Origin of the sequence: Cupriavidus sp. GA3-3, from assembly GCF_000389805.1 — a bacterium.
Taxonomy (GTDB): Bacteria; Pseudomonadota; Gammaproteobacteria; order Burkholderiales; family Burkholderiaceae; genus Cupriavidus; species Cupriavidus necator_D.
Genome location: NZ_KB944482.1, coordinates 498,516 through 514,951, shown reverse-complemented (window position 1 = coordinate 514,951; position 16,436 = coordinate 498,516). Strand labels below are relative to the sequence as shown.

Sequence of the window (16,436 nt, the reverse complement as noted above, 5' to 3'; positions counted from 1 at the left end):
CCCCCCGATCGCCGCGTCCTGGCGCCGCGCCTGGGATCAGGTGATCCCGTTCTTTACGTTCCCGCCGGCGATCCGCAAGATCATCTACACGACCAACGCGATCGAGAGCATCAATGCGCAACTGCGCAAGATCATCAAGACGCGGGGCCACTTCCCCAGCGATGAGGCGGCGACCAAGCTCCTGTGGCTGGCCCTGCGCAACATCACCGGGAAGTGGGGCAGTTCAACGCATGACTGGAAGGCTGCCATGAACCAGTTTGCGATCCTCTACGAGGACCGCTTCACCCATCCGCATCGTTGAGATAATGCTGGCTCACCGGTCGAATTGACGGTGAGCCTTTACCTGCCCTGCACACAAAAAAACTGACAGGCCCGCTTAGCCGGCGAGTCACTTTTTGTCCGAGCGACAAAAAGCGTAGGCCGCCTGCTGCCAGCCGTATCGCGGGGACGCCTACGGCTGCTACGCAGGCTCAAAATGCGTTGACGGTCATTGGGCGCTTGCGCGGAGCGCAGCCGAAGGCGTTGATGCGATATCGCTCGAGAGCGCGGGCCACCGCCCGACTTGGGGATCGTTCAAAAGCCGGTTATCGCAGGCACTGTCCCTGACTCACATGGCGTAGCAGGGTCGAACCGCGATCACATCCAAACGGCAAGCACCGCCGCCCATATGACCGACGCCGCGTAATTGATTGCCAGCCGCATAGGCGACGCGTTTCTTGCCTACTTCTTGTCGCTTGGACAAGAAGTAGGTCGCCGGCTACGCCGGCGAAACAGCCACGCTAGTCAAGAACGACAACCGACCGCGTAGCGACAGCCCAATCAACCACACCCGCCAACAGCCACCACCCTCAAATTCGCAAAGAACCTTTCCTCTATTACCCCGCCTGCGCCCGCCATGCCGACACGCTGCGCCCAAAACGCCCGCTGAACCACCGCGAGAACGCGCTCAGCGACGAAAACCCCAGCAGCGCGGCCACTTCCGACAGCGGACGCTCGCGGTTCTCCAGGTAGCGGATTACCAGGTCGGCACGGGCCTCGGCAAGGATGTCGGAGTAGGTCGTATGTTCCTGCCCGAGCCGCCGATGCACGGTGCGCCGGTCGACGCTCAGGTGCTGGGCCACGCGTTCGACCGAGCACAGTCCGGTGGGCAGCAGCGCATAGACCAGCTTGCGCACCATGTCCGACATGGTCGCCGCGGTCGACTGCGCCAGCAGCGTGCCGAGATAGTGCTTCACCTGCTGCGCCATCACCGGGTCATACGACGGCAACGGCGCCTCCAGGTCCGAGGCCAGGCAGACGATGCCGTCGAAATCCTGGTTGAAGGTGCAGGGCATGCCGAACACGCGTGAAAACGTGGCCGCGTTGGCCGGCGCGGGGTGGGTGAAGCAGATGCTGCGCGGCCGCCAGGACTGCCCCAGGAACAGCCTCAGCATCCGGAACACCACGCCGACCGCGAGGTCGGCGGCCTGCCGCAAGGTGCCCGGCGCTTCGGTGAGCACCTGCAGCCGGATCATCACCAGTTCATCGCTGTCTTCGATACGCATCGACAGCGATTCATTCTGCAGGCCCATGTAGCGGACCATCGACTCCAGCGCGCGGCGCAGCGTGGGCTCTTCACGCACCACGAAGGCGAGCGGGCCGAGGTTGGAGAACTCGCGCAGCTCGGCCATGCGCAGGCCGAAATCGTCGGCCCCGGTGGCGTGTGCCGACGCATCCAGCAAGCGGCCGACCGAGGCCGCGGGGATGCGGATATCGGGATCGAGCAGGACCGAGCGGTTGATCTTTGCCGCCCTCAGTTGCTGGTACGGATCGAGCCCCAGCGAACGCGCGACTTCCACGTAATTGGTCAGGCTGGCGCTGCGCAGATAGTAGGACATTGGGCGGATTCCGTGCTTTCCCTGAGTGTCCCGAAATGTAAATCGGATGTCCCCAATCGTCAAATCGCGGCCGGTCGTTCACCGATACTCCAACCACTAACCAACCGGAGCCATCCATGCAATTCCTTGACGATTCCCTGCACCCCGAAAACATGGACAAGGTGGTGATCACCGTTGCGCCCTATGGCCCGGAATGGATGCCGCAGGACTTTCCCGAAGACATCCCCGTCACCATGGAAGAGCAGGTCCAGAAAGCCGTGGACTGCTACAACGCCGGCGCCACGGTGCTGCACCTGCACGTGCGCGAACTGGACGGCAAGGGCTCCAAGCGCTTGTCCAAGTTCAACGAGCTGATCGCCGGCGTGCGCGCCGCGGTGCCGGACATGATCATCCAGGTGGGCGGCTCGATCTCGTTTGCGCCGGAAGACGACGGCCAGGCGGCCAAGTGGCTGTCCGACGACACCCGCCACATGCTGGCGGAGCTGGAGCCCAAGCCCGACCAGGTGACCGTGGCGATCAACACCACGCAGATGAACATCATGGAGTTGCTCTATCCGGAATACCTGAAGGGCACCTCGCTGGAACACCCGGCCTACCAGGCCGCCTATCGCGAAATGACCGTGCCGGCCGGCCCGGGCTGGGTGGAAGAGCACCTGCGCCGGCTGCAGGCCTCGGGCATCCAGCCGCATTTCCAGCTGACCGGCATGCACGCGCTGGAAACGCTGGAGCGGCTGGTGCGCGCCGGCGTCTACACCGGCCCGCTGAACCTGACCTGGATCGGCATCGGCGGCGGCTTCGACGGCCCCAACCCGTTCAACTTCTTCAACTTCGTGCACCGCGCGCCGGACGGCTGCACGCTGACCGCCGAGTCGCTGCTGAAGAACGTGCTGCCGTTCAACATGATGGCGATGGCGATGGGCCTGCACCCGCGCTGCGGCATCGAAGACACCATCATCGACCAGCACGGCAACCGCATGACCTCGGTGCAGCAGATCGAGCAGTGCGTGCGCGTGGCGCATGAACTGGGCCGCGAGATCGCATCGGGCAAGGAAGCCCGCGAGATCTACCGCATCGGCACCTGGTACGACAGCGCCGACGCCACGCTGGAAGCCAATGGCATGGCGCCCAACCGCAAGGCGGGGCAGAAGAACCTGCCGCTGCGCGCGGCGGCCTGACCCTGGCCACAGGGCCGGCATACCGGCCGGCCCTTGCCATGCACTACCGGAGTTCGTGATGCATCACCCTGACGCCCTCGCCAATCCCTGCATCAACATCTGCCGCATGGACCTCGCCAACCGCTATTGCCAGGGCTGCGCCAGGACACGGCTGGAAATCGGGCGCTGGGCGCAGATGAGCGAGGCGGAGCGTGCGCAAGTGCTGGCGGCGGCGCCGGCCCGCCGCGGGCAGCGTGCCGCTACGGGCGCTCTGCCATGAACCAGCCCGTCTCCCTCTTCATCCAGGTCGGGTTCGACCTGGTCTGCCCCTGGTGCATGATCGGCAAGCGCCATCTTGAAACAGCGCTGGCGCAGCTGGCCCAGCAACGGCCCGATGTAGCGGTCACGGTCGAATGGCGCAGCTCTCTCCTGTTTCCGACGCTGCCGCCTGCCGGCATCCCCTATCGCAAGTTCAGCCTGGCGCGGCTTGGCAGCGCCGAAGCCGTGGCGCTGCGGCAGGCGCAGGTATGCGCCGCGGCGCGCGAGGCCGGCATCACGCTGGAACTTGACCGCATCGAAGTGCTGCCCAACACCGTGCTTGCGCATCGCCTGATCCGGTATGCGCGCCAGGCTGGTGGCGAGGCGGCCGCATCCGTGCTGATCGACCGATTGTTTGAAGGGTACTTCCTGCGCGGCGAGGACCTCGGCGATCCACGCGTGCTGCACGCCGCGGCGATCGCCTCCGGCATGCCGATGCCGCAAGCGGCGGCACCGGCCACTGCGCAAGACCTGGCATGGCTGCCGCCGCTGCATGGCGAGGATGTGCCGCTACCCAATCCCGGCCTGGGCGTGCCGCGCTTTGTGATCAACGGTGCGCCGCCGATCGCTGGCGCCAGGCCGCCGCGTGCCTTGCTGGAGGCAATGCTGCGGGCGCTGGCCCGCGCGTCTCCCGCTTCCCCACCCCCGCCAGGCATCGCGCTCACCGCCCGGTGACGCCGCGCCCGGCAATGCTGGACAGAAGATCCATACTACATAACGGAGACAACATGCCCACCCACCCTTCATTCCTGCTGCGCATCGCCGCCGTTGCGGCCGGCCTGGCGCTGGCGGCTCCCGCTGCCATGGCCTGGACCAGCAAGCCGGTCCGGATGCTGGTGCCCGCCCCCGCGGGCGGCACCATGGACGTGCTCGCGCGCCTGCTGGCAGACCAGCTGTCGGCCGACCTTGGCCACCCCGTGGTGGTCGACAACAAGCCGGGCGCCGGCGGTGGCATTGCCATCACCACCATGCTGGCCGCGCCCGCTGATGGCCAGACCATCATGGTCACCGCCAGCAATGTGCTGACCGAGATCCCGCATGTGCTCAAGCAGCCGTTCGACCCGCTGAAAGACGTCAGGCCCATCGCCGCCGTGGCGCGTTCGCGCATGGTGATGATTGGCGCGCCTGGCCTGCCGGCCAAGGACCTGAAGGGCCTGGTCAGCTACGCCCGGGCCAATCCGGGCAAGCTCAGCTTTGCTTCGTACAGCGCCGGCACCGCTTCGCACTACGCGGGCATGATCATGAACCAGAAGGCCGGGCTGGACTTGCAGCATGTGCCCTTTGCCGGTTCCGCGCCGGCGCTGACGCAGGTGATGGGCAATCAGATTGCCGTGATGTACGACGGCATGGTGACCTCGCTGCCGATGATCCGTGCCGGCAAGGTGCAGGTCTATGCCGTGGCGTCGAAGAGCCGCTCGGCGCTGCTGCCGCAGGTGCCAACCTTTGCGGAAATGGGTTACCCCGACATGGAGTTCAGCAACTGGGTGGGCGTGATTGCGTCGTCGAAGCTGTCGCCCGAACTGGCCGAGAAGGTCCACGCGGCTGCCTACAAGGCCGCGGCTTCTGCCAAGGTGCGCGACCGCATGGAGGCGCTCGGTTATGAGCCGCTGCCGGCGCAGCCCCTGCCGCAACTGAGCGAATCAGTGCGCACGGAGTTCGAGCGCAATGCCGGCATCGTCAAGGCGTTCAATATCCAGCCCTGAGTCAGTTCCCGGCAACGCAAAAGGGCAGCCTCATCCGAGGCTGCCCTTTCTTCTTCCTGCTGCCGGCTCAGGCGCCGGTGCTGCGCAAGCGCTTCTTGTCGATCTTGCCGACGCTGGTCTTCGGGATCTCGTCGACAAACAGGATCCGCTCGGATTCCGGCACCGCATATTTGCTGAGCCGGTTGGCCTCGACGCGCGCCAGCAGCGACGTACGAATCGTATCCGCGGTCACCGTTGTGCCAGGCTTGCGCACCACGAATGCCATCGGCCGCTCGCCCCACCTGGCGTCCGGCACGCCGATGACCGCGCACTCCTGCACGCCCGGCACCTGCGTGACCAGGCTCTCGACCTCGATCGACGAGACCCATTCGCCGCCGGTCTTGATCACGTCCTTGATCCGGTCGACGATCTGCACGAAGCCGTCGGCCCCCATTACCGCGATGTCCTGCGTATGCAGGTAGCCGCCGGCCCACAGCTCGGCCGATGCCTCGGGCTTGCCATGGTATGCCCTGGTCAGGAACGGTGCGCGCAGCACGATCTCGCCGCGCGCCTGGCCGTCGCGCGGCACCTCGTGCATCGATTCATCCACCAGGCGGAAGTCCACCATCGCCACCGGCCGCCCCGTCGAGCAGCGCATGCGCACTTCGGTTTCATGGTCGCGATGTGCGTCGCCTGGCGGCAACTGTGCCAGCGCGACGATGGGGCCGGTCTCCGACATGCCATAGCCGGCAAACACATCCATGCCGCGCTCGAGGGCAGCCTCGCACAACGCCGGCGGCAGCGCCGAGCCGCCGATGATGAGCTTCCAGCCCGACAAGTCCTGGCCGCTTGCCTGCGCCGCCTGCAACAGCATCTGCAGCAAGGTCGGCACGCAGTGCGAGAACGTGACCCGCTCGGTCTCGCGCAACTGCAGCAGCATGTCCGGCGCATAGCGCCCCGGCAGCACGATGCGCAGCCCGAGCATGACCGCGACATACGGGATGCCCCAGGCGAGCACGTGGAACATCGGCGTGATCGGCATGTAGACGTCTTCCCGATGCAGGCGCTGTCCTTCGCGCGGCGCGCACAGGCTGGTGGCCGAGGCCAGCGCATGCAGCACGATATCGCGATGGCTGTAGCACACGCCCTTGGGATCGCCGGTGGTGCCCGTCGTGTAGAAGGTGGCGGCGCGGGTGTTCTCGTCGAACTCGGGGAAGTCGAAGTCGGGCGAGGCCGCGCTCAGCAGCGTCTCGTACTCGCCGCAGAACGGCAGAGATGTCGGCGGCACGTGCTGGCCGTCGGCCAGCAGGACAAAGCTGCGCACGCTGGTCAGCTGGCCGCGGATCTCTTCCATCACCGGCAGGAAGTCGGGATGGAGCAGCACCACCTCGGCGCCGGAATCGTTCAGCGTGTATAGGATCTGCTGCGCCGACAGCCGCACGTTGACCGTGAACAGCGTCGCGCCCATCATCGGCACGCCGAAATAGCATTCCAGGTAGCGGTGGCTGTCCCAGTCCATCACCGCCACGGTGGTGCCGTGCGCCACCCCCTGCACCGCCAGCGCTGAAGCCAGCCGGCCGACACGCCGGTGGAAGTCGCGATAGCTATGGCGCAGTTGCCCGCGGTACGTGATCTGCTGGTCGCCGTAGAGCGACAGCGAATTGAGCAGCAGTTGCCTGACGAGCAAGGGATAGGCATAAGCCTGCGGCGCCGCAGGCACAAGGTTTGGTTGCATGTCTGCCTCCGTCAGAACGGCACGTCGCCGATGATGCCGGCGCGCTCCATTTTGCGCACCGTGGGCGCATAGTCCTGCACTGCGTAATGCTGGGTGCAGCGGTTGTCCCAGATCGCCACGCTGTTCTTCTTCCAGCGCCAGCGCACCTGGTACTCCGGGATCTCCGCCTGCGCGCACAGGTAGTGCAGCAGATCGCCCGCGCCGGGCATGAAATCCTTGCCGAAGCGGACCACGTCGTCGCGGTGGTAGTTGGCAAAGTGCGAGGTGAAGGCGTTGACGAACAGGACCTTCTCGCCCGTCTCCGGGTGGGTGCGCACTACGGGATGCTCCACCATCGGGAACTGCGCCGCCAGCGCGGCACGCTTCTCCGGCGGCATATTGGCGCCGAAGGTGTGTTCGATGCTGTGCTTGGCGCGCAGGCCTTCGATGCGGGCCTTGATGTCTTGCGGCAGGCGGCGGTACGCCTCGCCCATGTTCACCCAGATGGTGTCGCCGCCCACTGCCGGCGTTTCCACGCAGCGCAGCACGCAGCCCATCGGCGGCGCCTGGCGCCAGGTGGCGTCGCAATGGAACGAGTTCTCGTAGTGCTCGACCTTGCTGTCGGGCGACTTGTAGATCTGCACCAGGCCCGGGTGATCCGGGTCGCTGCCTACCACCGGGTGGTCTTCCAGTTCGCCGAAGCGGCGAGCAAAGGCAACGTGTTCGGCGCGGGTGATGTCCTGGTCGCGCAGGAACAGCACCTTGTATTGCAGCAACAGCGCCTTGATCTCGGCGAACAGGCCGGCGTCGCGTGATGCATCGGCCAGGCTGACGCCGCTCAGCTCGGCGCCGATGGTGCAGGTCAGGGGTTCTGCATGCATGGTGTGGTCTCCTCTGTTGTTGTTCTCAGATGACGAAGATCGACGAGCCGGTGGTACGGCGCGCCTCCAGGTCCTGGTGCGCCTGGACCGCGTCTTCCAGCGCATAGCGCTGGTTGATGCCGATGCGGATGCGGCCCGCGCCCACGTGGTCGAACAGCTCGCCCGCCAGCGCTTGCTTCTCCGCAGGGTCGGCGATGTAGTCGGCCAGCGCCGGGCGCGTCAGGAACAGCGATCCCTTCATCGCCAGCAGCACGGGGTCGAACGGTGGAATCGGGCCCGATGCGGTGCCCACGCACACCATGGTGCCGCGCCGCTTGAGCGAATCCAGCGACGCCATGAAGGTGGTCTTGCCGACGCTGTCGAATACCACCGAGACCCCCACGCCGTCGGTCAGCTCGCGCACGCGCTTGGCTACGTCTTCGCGGGTGTACTGGATGATGTGGTCGCAGCCGTGCGCACGCGCCACTTCGGCCTTGGCTTCGGTGGACACCGTGCCGATCACCGTCAGGCCCAGCAGCTTGGCCCACTGCGACACGATCAGCCCGACCCCGCCCGCCGCGGCGTGCAGCAGGATGGTGTCGCCCTGGCTGAACGGATAGATGCGGCGCATCAGGTAGGCCGAGGTCAGCCCGCGCATGGTCATGGCCGCGGCGGTTTCGAAGGCAATGCTCTCGGGCAGGCGGATCAGCGGCGCGGCCGGTACCAGGCGCTCGGTGCTGTAGGCGCCCAGCGTGTTGACGAAGCCGGTGTAGGTGACGCGGTCGCCCGCCGCCACGTTGGTCACGCCCGGGCCGACGGATACCACCACGCCGGCGGCTTCCACGCCCATGCCGCTGGGCAGCGGCACGGGATAGGTGCCATTGCGGAAGTAGGTGTCGGCGTAGTTCAGTCCCACTGCGACGTGGCGGATGCGGACCTGTCCGGGGCCCGGATCGCCCACTTCCATGTGTTCATAGCGAAGCACTTCGGGGCCGCCGGTCTCGTACATGCGGACAACGTTTGCCATGGTCTTGTCTCCTGGAGTCTGGTTGGTGCAGAACACGCTGCAGCTGCAGGGAACTGTAGAGATTGCTGCCCCGGCCGGCTTTGCATTGGCTCCCGATGACTTTGCATTTCATGCCATGCGGCCCTATGATCGCTGCTGCGGCGGGCAGACCGCGCCCCCGACTGACATCTCATCGCAAGGCAACGCTGGCTTGGAAACCCTGATACGTGCTGCCGCACTAACCAACTTCCTCGAGGTTTCGCGCGACCTCGGCCTGGATCCGCAGCCGTTGCTGCGCCAGGCGCGACTGCGGCGGGCCTGGCTGGACGATCCCGACCAGCGCGTCCCGCTCAGCGCCTGCGTGGCGCTGCTGGAAGCCGCCGCGCAGGCCTCGGCCTGCCCGACCTTCGGGCTGCGCATGGCGGAGTCGCGCCAGCTGTCGGACTTTGGCGTGATGAGCCTCTTGATCAGCCAGCAGCCCACGCTGCGCGCCGCGCTGGCCACCACCATCCGCTACCGGCACCTGGTCAATGACTCGGTGGCGCTGTTGCTCGAGGATGCCGGCAGCGCCGTGGTCATCCGGCAGGAAGTGCTCAGCGACGCGCCCTCGCGGCAGGCCACCGAGCTGGCCATCGGCGTCGTCTTCCGCATGTGCGCGCTGCTGCTGGGTCCGCGCTGGCAGCCGATCGGCGTGAGCTTCACGCATGCGCCGCCGGCCGACCTGCGCATCCATCGCCGCCTGTTCGGTTGCCCGCTGGAGTTCAACGCGGACTGCAATGGCATCATCTGCCGCGCGGCCGACCTCGACGCGCCGAACCCGACGGCGGATCCGGTCATGGCACGCTACGCGCAGCAGTTCATCGACACGCTGCCGCGCGCCAACCCGCAGTCCATCGGCCATGAAGTGCGCGCCGCCATCTACCTGATGCTGCCAATGGGCCGCGCCACCTGCGAGGCCGTGGCGGAGGGCCTGGGCCTGAGCCTGCGCACCATGCAGCGCCAGCTCGACGACGCGGGCGAGACCTTTACTGAGATCCTGAACGACGTGCGGCGTGAACTGGCGCGACGGTACGTGGAGAACCCGCGCTATTCGCTGCTGCGGGTGTCGCAGTTGCTGGGGTATGGGTCGGCCAGCTCCTTTACCCGGTGGTTTTCTGCGCAGTTCGGGATGGCGCCGGCCAGCTGGCGCAGGGATCACGCGCAACGCTAGCGCGGGCGATGCCGTCAGCCTGGCGTCACCGTCGCGCGTGCTTCGCGCAGCGCCAGCTCGGCATCCTTGACATTGCCCAGCGGCGCGAGGACGGCCGCATCGAACGGCCGCACCGGCTGTCCCTCGCGCACCAGCACCGGCCAGTCCGGATTCGCAAGGGCGCCGCGTCCGAGCGCGACCAGCGTCGCGCCATCGTCCAGCAGGCTAGCCGCGCGCGATGGCTCATGCAGGCTGCCGTTGGCCATGATCGTGAGCCCGGGCGCGGCACGGCGTGCAAGCTGCACCAGCGTCGCGCCGTCGTCCGCGAAGGCGGGCTGCCATGCTTCGTGCTCCGTCACGTGGAGGTAGTCCACGGTGCTTGCCGCGAGCGCGGAGAAAACGGCGGCCGCGCCTTCCGCGCCTTCCGGCCACTTGTGGACGAAATCATTGACCTTGCCTTGCGAGATGCGCACGCCGACGGGGAAGCCAGCTCCCACGGCAACGCGCACCGCGCGGACGGTTTCCAGCGGCAGGCGCATGCGCTGTGCGATGCTGCCGCCCCAGGCGTCCTGGCGTTGATTCGTATAGCCCGTCAGGAACTGATCCAGCAGATAGCCATTGGCACCGTGGATTTCAACGCCGTCGAAACCCGCGTCACGGGCCAGCCGGGCGGCCTGCGCAAAGCCTTCGATGGCCTGCAGGATGTCCGCCTCTTCCATGGCGCGCGGCATCCGGTATGGACCCTTGCCGGCATACACGGTCATCTGCAGCCCCTTGGGCTGCACCGCCGAGGGCCCGACCGTGTGGTCGCGGAAGTGGTTGGCCTGCGACAGCGCACCGGCGTGCATCAGCTGGGCCACGATGCGCCCGCCCTGCTGGTGGACCGCGGCAACCACCTGGCGCCACGCGGCCACTTGCTGCGCATCCGTCAAACCGGGCTGGCCGGCATAGCCCTGGGCATAGGCACGGTCGGTATAGATGCCCTCCGTGACAATGAGGCCAAAGCCGCCGCGGGCAAAGCCTGCGTAGTAGCGCGTCATGGCCTCGGTGGGAACGCCTGCGGCGGTGGCGCTGATGCGCGTCATCGGCGCCACCGCGAGCCGGTTGCGCAGCGGCACGCCGTTCAGGGCCAGCGTATCGAACAGTGAGGGCGCGGCGGGCGTGGTCATCGCGCAGCCTCTGCGGCCAGGGCGATGGCTTCGATCTCGATCTTCGCGTCCGGCGAGTAGAGCGCCGAGACCTCGACGATGGTGTCGGCCGGATAGGGAGCAGAGAACCACTTGCGGCGCAGTGCGACGATCTTCGGGAAGTGTGCCATCGAGGTCAGGAAGATCGTCACCTTCACCACGCGGTCCAGCCCCGAGCCGCCCGCTTGCAGCGCGCGCCTGAGGTTGCTGAACGCCTGCTCGGCCTGGGCATCGAAGTCGTCACGGCCCACGATGGCGCCATCGTCGCCGACCCCGGCCTGGCCGGAGACAAAGAGGAAGCCGCCGGCCCGGATGGCTTGCGAAAGCAGATAGGGAGCATAAGGGTCGGGTTGGGTGTGGACTTGTTCCAGTAGCATTGCTGACTCCGGTAGATGATTTAGTAGAATTCACCTGATCGCCTGGGTGGCCGATCAGATAGGTCAAGTATCGGAGCGGAGATCAGGCCGCGACAAATGGTCGCTTTTCAATCGACACATGAATACACCTCATCTAAGGGGGAGGCTTGCGCAAACTGCCGCCACTGGGTGCCCTGCGCACCTTTGAAGCCGCCGCCCGGCGCGCCAGCTTCAAGCACGCGGCGGACGAACTGCACGTCACGCCGACGGCGGTCAGCCACCAGATCCGGTTGCTGGAAGAGAGCCTTGGCGTGAAGCTGTTCGAGCGCCAGACCCGCAAGGTGCGCCTGACGCCCGCCGGGCATCAGTTGTTTCCCGCGGTGCGGGACGGCCTGGACGGGATGGAGCGCGCCGTGCTGGCGGTGCAGCGCAGCGCACAGGCCAACGTTGCCACGCTGACGTCGACGGTTGCCTTCATGGCCAGGCGGCTGGCACCGCGCGCCGGCCAGTTCCGCACGGCCTACCCTGACTGGACGCTGCGCCTGGATGCGTCGGACCAGGTCGTCGACCTGGACCACGATGCGGACGCTGCCATCCGCTACGGCAGCGGCAGCTATCCCGGCCTGGTGGTCGAGCCGTTGTTCTGCGACCGGTTTGCGCCGGTCTGCAGCCCCGGCCTGAAGCTGGCCAGCGTGCAAGACCTGAAGCACGCCACGCTGGTGCACTTCGAATGGGGCGCCGGCGCGCGCGATGACGAGCGCGCGCCGGTATGGCACCAGTGGCTGGCGCACGCCGGCGTCGAGGTCACCGATCCACAGGCGGGCCTCAGCTTTACCGACGAGATCCACGCCGTGCAGGCCACCATTGCGGGACAGGGAGTCGGCCTGCTCAGCCTGACGCTGGTCGCCGAAGAGCTGGCCTCGGGCGTGCTGGTGCAGCCCTTCGGGCTTACGCTGGAGAGTTTCCGCTATGACCTTGTCTACAGCGAGCGCGCCGCGGAGCGTCCCGCCACGCGGTTGCTGAGGGACTGGGTGAAGGCGGTGTTCGCCGGTTAAGGGGCGGGCTACTGTTTGACGTTCCCTCCGGCGTACACTGTGGCTCCCGATCTCCGTAGACCCATATCCATGCCGGCCTTGCGCACCCTCTATCCCGAAATCGAGCCCTATGAAACCGGCACGCTGGATGTCGGCGACGGGCATGTCATCTACTACGAGCGCGTGGGCACGCCCGGCGCCAAGCCGGCGGTGTTCCTGCACGGCGGGCCCGGTGGCGGGATCTCTGCGGACCACCGGCGGCTGTTCGATCCGGCGCGCTATGACGTGCTGCTGTTCGACCAGCGCGGCTGCGGGCGTTCGACGCCGCATGCGGGGCTGGAGGCCAACACCACCTGGCACCTGGTCGACGATATCGAGCGCCTGCGCAATCTGGCCGGCGTGGAGCGCTGGCTGGTGTTCGGCGGCTCATGGGGCTCGACGCTGGCGCTGGCCTATGCGCAGAAGCACCCGCAGCGCGTCAGCGAGCTGGTGCTGCGTGGCATCTACACGGTGTCGCAGGCCGAGCTGGACTGGTACTACCAATACGGCGTGTCCGAGATGTTCCCCGACAAATGGGCGCGTTTCCAGTCGCCGGTGCCCGAGGCCGAGCGCGGCAACATGATGGCCGCGTACCGCAAGCTGCTGACTGGTGACGACCAGGACAAGCAGGTGGAAGCGGCACGCGCATGGAGCGTTTGGGAAGGCGAGACCATCACGCTGCTGCCGGACGCCGGCAACAGCGCCAAGCATGACGACGGGCACTTCGCGCTGGCGTTCGCGCGGCTGGAGAACCACTATTTCACGCACCGCTGCTGGCTGGAAGACGGGCAGCTGCTGCGCGACGCGCACAAGCTGGCCGACATCCCCGGCGTGATCGTGCACGGCCGCTATGACATGCCGTGCCCGGTGCGCTATGCCTATGCGCTGCACCAGGCGTGGCCCGCGGCCGATTTCCACCTGATCGAAGGCGCCGGCCATGCGTGGACCGAGCCGGGCATCATGGACCAGCTGATTGCCGCGACCGATCGCTTTGCGGCGCAGCAGTAGTCGCGCGCCGACCACCACCGAAGATCACCACCGGAGACCACGATGGAGCTATACGCCCACCCGTTTTCGTCCTATTGCCAGAAGGTCCTGGTTGCGCTGTACGAGAACGCCATCCCCTTCGAATTCCGGATGCTGTCGCCTGAACACGCGCAGAACATGGACGAACTCGCCAGGCTGTGGCCGCTCAGGCGCATGCCGGTGCTGGTCGATGGCAGCCGCACGGTGTTCGAGTCCAGCATCATCATCGACTACCTGGACCAGCATCACCGCGGCCCGGTGCGCTGGCTGCCGGATTCGCCCGACGCCGCGCTGGAAGTGCGCATGCTCGACCGCTTCTTCGACCAGTACGTGATGACGCCGATGCAACGCATCGTGGCCGACTACCTGCGCCCGGCGGAGCACCGCGATGCCTATGGCGTGGCCGAGGCGCGCAAGCTGCTTGACTCGGCCTACGCCTGGCTCGAGCCAACGCTGGCCGGCCGGGAATGGGCCGCGGGCGGCGCCTTCACTCTGGCCGATTGCGCTGCCGCGCCATCGCTGTTCTACGCGGACTGGGTGCATCCCATCCCCGATGCGCGCGGCAATGTGCGCGCTTATCGCAACCGGCTGCTGGCGCGGCCATCGTTCGCGCGCGCGGTGGACGAGGCGCGGCCTTACCGTCCGCTCTTTCCACCGGGTGCGCCGGACCGGGACTGACGGCCAAGCTCAGGCAGCGCCGCATCGATCTGCGCCGCCATGGCGCGATAGCCCGCGTCGCCGGGATGCAGGTGGTCGCCGCTGTCGAACGCCGGCAGCAGCGCCTGCGGGCGCGCGGGATCGCGCACCGCGGCGTCGAAGTCCACCACCCCATCGAACGCGCCGCCGTTGCGGATCCAGTCGTTGACCGCCAGCCGCACCGCTTCCTTGCCCGGGCTGTCATAGCCGCGGATCGGCGTATCGCGCAGCGCCCCCGCAAACGGCGTGATGGTGGCGCCGATCACGCGCACGCCGCGCGCATGGGCGCGCGCGATCAGGCGGCGGTAGCCCTCGATCAGCTCGGCGGCCTGCGGCACCGCATCGCCCGGTGCAAAGGTGGAGCCTGGCCAGGCGATATCGTTGATGCCGATCGCCACGATCACGGTGCGCACATGCGGCTGGCTCAGTACGTCGCGATCCAGCCGCGCCAGCGCGGACTCCCCCATGCCATCGCGCAGCAGCCGGCCGCCGGAGATGCCGGCATTGAGCACAGCCACGCCGTTGCCGGCAGCACGCTGTGCCAGCACGTCGGGCCAGCGGCGGTTGGTGTCGGGGGTTGAGCCGTTGCCCTCGGTGATCGAATCGCCGATGGCCACCACGGCGCCGGCATGCCCGGGCGCATCGACCTGCACCTCGCTGAGCAGGATGCGTGCGCTGAACGACTGCGGCGCAGGCAGCGTGGCCTGCCTGGTCGCATTGCCGGCCACGAGCCACGCGGTCTGGCGCCCATCCCAATGGAACGACTCGATCGCTGTCGGTTGCGGCAGGTAGAGGCTGAGTGCCAGTTCGCCCAGTACGGGGGAGTCGAAGACGACCGGATCGCTTGCCACGGACTGGCCAGCCGGGAGAATCACCGACGCGCTGCCGCGGAACGTCACCGCGCTGCTGCCCGCCGCATCGGTACTGCCACCGCCGGCATGGCGCGCGAGTTGCGCCGCGCCGACCGCGACCGGGTGGCGGCCGTAGGGGTTGGACAGCACCACGCGCACGCGCTTGCCGCCCACGCTGAGCCGTACCACCTGGCGCAGCGTCTGGCCGGACAGCACCGCGGGCACGCCGGTCGGCAGCGGCTGGGCGCCGGGCTGCCACACCGGCTGCTGGCTTGCCATCCAGCTGGTCAGCCAGGCCGGGTCTTGCAAGGGGCTGGCCAGCGCCGCGGTGCTGGCGATGGTGGCGGACAACGTCAGCGCAGTCAGGCGGCGCAGGATGCGGGGAATGCGGAACATGGGTTTGCCTCGGTTCGTGGACCGGCGTTGGTGCCGGGATGGCGCCAAAGGTAGGGCATTCCAGAAATGACAGGTAGCGGGCAGAATGGCATATCGCTCATGCCATGATGGAATGAGTGGGCACACAAGGAACGGCATGGACACCATCAGGGCAATGCAGGTCTTCGTGCGCGCCGTGGAGCTGGGCAGCCTGTCGGCGGTGGCGCGCGAGCTGCAGTCGACCCAGCCGACCATCAGCAAGGTCGTGGCTGCGCTGGAGAAAGAGATGGGCGTGCGGCTGCTGGAGCGCAGCACCACCAGCCTGTCGCCGACCGAGGCGGGGCGGCGCTTCCATGAGCGCGCGCGCCGCGTGCTGGATGAATACGGCGAGGCGGTCAGCGATGCGCGTGGCATGTCCCGGCAGCCGGCCGGGCGGGTGCGTGTCAGCGCGCCGGCCAGCTTCGGCGTGCTGCGGCTCAATGCGCTGGTGCTGGCGTTCCAGCAGCGCTATCCGGAGGTAGAGGTGGAGTTGCTGTTCGACGACCGCTTCGTCGACCTGGTGGAGGAGGGCGTCGACATCGCGGTGCGCCTCGGCGCCTCGCTGCCGCCCAATGTGGTCGCGCGCCGCATCGCGGTGTCGCCGCGGCTGCTGGTAGCCTCGCCCGACTACCTCGCACGCCATGCGCGCATCCGGCAGCCGGCCGACCTGGCGCGGCACCAGATCCTGCGCTTCACCTGGCTGGCCGCCGGCGACGAGATCGTGCTCGACGGGCCCGGCGGGCAGGCGCCGGTCAGCGCGTCCTGCCGCTACCGCGTCAACAACTCGCTGGCGATGCGCGAAAGCTTCCTGGCCGGCGCCGGCTTTGGCATGACGCCGGCATGGCTGGTGCAGGACCTGCTCGACAGCGGCGCCCTGCAGCGCGTGTTGCCACGCTGGAGCGGTCCGGCGCAGGAAGCCTTCCTGGTCTATCCGTCGCGGCGCTACCAGCCGGAGCGGGTGCGGCTTTTGCTGGACTACCTGGCGCAGGCGATTGCAGGGTTGCCGGGATTGACTCCGGTGTGAGCGGCCGGA

At 67.5% G+C, this 16,436-nt stretch carries 17 protein-coding genes; 10 read left to right on the top strand and 7 right to left on the bottom strand.

From position 1 onward, the window contains the following. Positions 1–301: IS256 family transposase (locus C265_RS20295; protein ID WP_010809865.1), on the top strand; the 301-nt coding region annotated here is incomplete at its 5' end. 574 nt (positions 302–875) lie between these two features. On the opposite strand, the gene C265_RS20290 is transcribed toward C265_RS20295, so the two are convergent. Next, positions 876–1,877 carry an AraC family transcriptional regulator gene (locus C265_RS20290; RefSeq protein WP_010810820.1) on the bottom strand — a complete coding sequence of 334 codons (1,002 nt, stop codon included), beginning with the start codon at positions 1,875–1,877 and terminating at the stop codon, positions 876–878. Between the two features lie 116 nt (positions 1,878–1,993). Here C265_RS20290 and C265_RS20285 point away from each other — a divergent pair, with 116 nt between their 5' ends. From C265_RS20285 to C265_RS20270, 4 genes are read left to right on the top strand one after another with little or no spacing between them, the layout of a single operon-like run. Continuing rightward, complete coding sequence (locus C265_RS20285; protein WP_010810819.1) at positions 1,994–3,052, top strand: 3-keto-5-aminohexanoate cleavage protein; 1,059 nt, start codon at positions 1,994–1,996, stop codon at positions 3,050–3,052. Positions 3,053–3,110: 58 nt separating this feature from the next. After that, positions 3,111–3,311: a DUF1289 domain-containing protein gene (locus C265_RS20280; RefSeq protein ID WP_010810818.1), complete on the top strand. Its 201-nt coding sequence runs from the start codon at positions 3,111–3,113 to the stop codon at positions 3,309–3,311. Next, positions 3,308–4,024, top strand: coding sequence for a DsbA family oxidoreductase (locus C265_RS20275; RefSeq protein WP_010810817.1), 717 nt, complete (start codon positions 3,308–3,310; stop codon positions 4,022–4,024). Before C265_RS20280 ends, C265_RS20275 begins: the two co-directional genes overlap by 4 nt. 53 nt (positions 4,025–4,077) lie before the next feature. Further along, positions 4,078–5,052, top strand: a complete 975-nt coding sequence (locus C265_RS20270) for a tripartite tricarboxylate transporter substrate binding protein (RefSeq protein WP_010810816.1) — start codon at positions 4,078–4,080, stop codon at positions 5,050–5,052. A 67-nt stretch (positions 5,053–5,119) separates the two neighbouring features. On the opposite strand, the gene C265_RS20265 is transcribed toward C265_RS20270, so the two are convergent. From C265_RS20265 to C265_RS20255, 3 genes are read right to left on the bottom strand one after another with little or no spacing between them, the layout of a single operon-like run. Further along, positions 5,120–6,766 carry a fatty acid--CoA ligase gene (locus C265_RS20265; protein WP_010810815.1) on the bottom strand — a complete coding sequence of 549 codons (1,647 nt, stop codon included), beginning with the start codon at positions 6,764–6,766 and terminating at the stop codon, positions 5,120–5,122. Between the two features lie 11 nt (positions 6,767–6,777). Next, positions 6,778–7,626 (bottom strand): TauD/TfdA family dioxygenase, encoded by an 849-nt coding sequence (locus tag C265_RS20260; RefSeq protein ID WP_010810814.1) that lies wholly within the window; start codon positions 7,624–7,626, stop codon positions 6,778–6,780. A gap of 25 nt (positions 7,627–7,651) precedes the next feature. Further along, positions 7,652–8,632, bottom strand: coding sequence for a quinone oxidoreductase (locus tag C265_RS20255; protein ID WP_010810813.1), 981 nt, complete (start codon positions 8,630–8,632; stop codon positions 7,652–7,654). A 190-nt stretch (positions 8,633–8,822) separates the two neighbouring features. Between C265_RS20255 and C265_RS20250 the strand changes: the two genes are divergently transcribed. After that, entirely contained in the window at positions 8,823–9,821 is a 999-nt protein-coding gene (locus tag C265_RS20250; protein ID WP_037024847.1) for an AraC family transcriptional regulator, read from the top strand. A gap of 14 nt (positions 9,822–9,835) precedes the next feature. Here C265_RS20250 and C265_RS20245 read toward each other — a convergent pair whose 3' ends face one another. Further along, positions 9,836–10,969: an NADH:flavin oxidoreductase gene (locus tag C265_RS20245; protein ID WP_010810811.1), complete on the bottom strand. Its 1,134-nt coding sequence runs from the start codon at positions 10,967–10,969 to the stop codon at positions 9,836–9,838. Continuing rightward, positions 10,966–11,364 (bottom strand): RidA family protein, encoded by a 399-nt coding sequence (locus tag C265_RS20240; RefSeq protein ID WP_010810810.1) that lies wholly within the window; start codon positions 11,362–11,364, stop codon positions 10,966–10,968. The genes C265_RS20245 and C265_RS20240 overlap by 4 nt, the downstream gene beginning before the upstream one ends. Before the next feature lie 146 nt (positions 11,365–11,510). On the opposite strand from C265_RS20240, the gene C265_RS20235 reads away from it, so the two are divergent. From C265_RS20235 to C265_RS20225, 3 genes are all read left to right on the top strand, one after another. Beyond that, a complete protein-coding gene (locus tag C265_RS20235) occupies positions 11,511–12,398 on the top strand; it encodes a LysR substrate-binding domain-containing protein (RefSeq protein WP_010810809.1) in 888 nt (295 codons plus the stop codon). Positions 12,399–12,467: 69 nt separating this feature from the next. Continuing rightward, positions 12,468–13,424 (top strand): prolyl aminopeptidase, encoded by a 957-nt coding sequence (gene pip, locus C265_RS20230; protein ID WP_010810808.1) that lies wholly within the window; start codon positions 12,468–12,470, stop codon positions 13,422–13,424. 42 nt (positions 13,425–13,466) lie between these two features. Then, positions 13,467–14,120: a glutathione S-transferase family protein gene (locus tag C265_RS20225; protein ID WP_010810807.1), complete on the top strand. Its 654-nt coding sequence runs from the start codon at positions 13,467–13,469 to the stop codon at positions 14,118–14,120. Here C265_RS20225 and C265_RS20220 read toward each other — a convergent pair. Further along, positions 14,078–15,385 carry an SGNH/GDSL hydrolase family protein gene (locus C265_RS20220; protein WP_010810806.1) on the bottom strand — a complete coding sequence of 436 codons (1,308 nt, stop codon included), beginning with the start codon at positions 15,383–15,385 and terminating at the stop codon, positions 14,078–14,080. The genes C265_RS20225 and C265_RS20220 overlap by 43 nt on opposite strands. A 136-nt stretch (positions 15,386–15,521) precedes the next feature. Between C265_RS20220 and C265_RS20215 the strand changes: the two genes are divergently transcribed. Beyond that, on the top strand, positions 15,522–16,427 hold the full coding sequence (locus C265_RS20215; RefSeq protein ID WP_010810805.1) for a LysR family transcriptional regulator: 906 nt from the start codon (positions 15,522–15,524) through the stop codon (positions 16,425–16,427). Positions 16,428–16,436: the final 9 nt, after the last annotated feature.

Coding starts and splice junctions, on each gene's coding strand:
- C265_RS20290 (WP_010810820.1), bottom strand. CDS start 1,877: ATGTCCTACTATCTGCGCAGCGCCAGCCTGACCAATTACGTGGAAGTC.
- C265_RS20285 (WP_010810819.1), top strand. CDS start 1,994: ATGCAATTCCTTGACGATTCCCTGCACCCCGAAAACATGGACAAGGTG.
- C265_RS20280 (WP_010810818.1), top strand. CDS start 3,111: ATGCATCACCCTGACGCCCTCGCCAATCCCTGCATCAACATCTGCCGC.
- C265_RS20275 (WP_010810817.1), top strand. CDS start 3,308: ATGAACCAGCCCGTCTCCCTCTTCATCCAGGTCGGGTTCGACCTGGTC.
- C265_RS20270 (WP_010810816.1), top strand. CDS start 4,078: ATGCCCACCCACCCTTCATTCCTGCTGCGCATCGCCGCCGTTGCGGCC.
- C265_RS20265 (WP_010810815.1), bottom strand. CDS start 6,766: ATGCAACCAAACCTTGTGCCTGCGGCGCCGCAGGCTTATGCCTATCCC.
- C265_RS20260 (WP_010810814.1), bottom strand. CDS start 7,626: ATGCATGCAGAACCCCTGACCTGCACCATCGGCGCCGAGCTGAGCGGC.
- C265_RS20255 (WP_010810813.1), bottom strand. CDS start 8,632: ATGGCAAACGTTGTCCGCATGTACGAGACCGGCGGCCCCGAAGTGCTT.
- C265_RS20245 (WP_010810811.1), bottom strand. CDS start 10,969: ATGACCACGCCCGCCGCGCCCTCACTGTTCGATACGCTGGCCCTGAAC.
- C265_RS20240 (WP_010810810.1), bottom strand. CDS start 11,364: ATGCTACTGGAACAAGTCCACACCCAACCCGACCCTTATGCTCCCTAT.
- pip (WP_010810808.1), top strand. CDS start 12,468: ATGCCGGCCTTGCGCACCCTCTATCCCGAAATCGAGCCCTATGAAACC.
- C265_RS20225 (WP_010810807.1), top strand. CDS start 13,467: ATGGAGCTATACGCCCACCCGTTTTCGTCCTATTGCCAGAAGGTCCTG.
- C265_RS20220 (WP_010810806.1), bottom strand. CDS start 15,385: ATGTTCCGCATTCCCCGCATCCTGCGCCGCCTGACTGCGCTGACGTTG.
- C265_RS20215 (WP_010810805.1), top strand. CDS start 15,522: ATGGACACCATCAGGGCAATGCAGGTCTTCGTGCGCGCCGTGGAGCTG.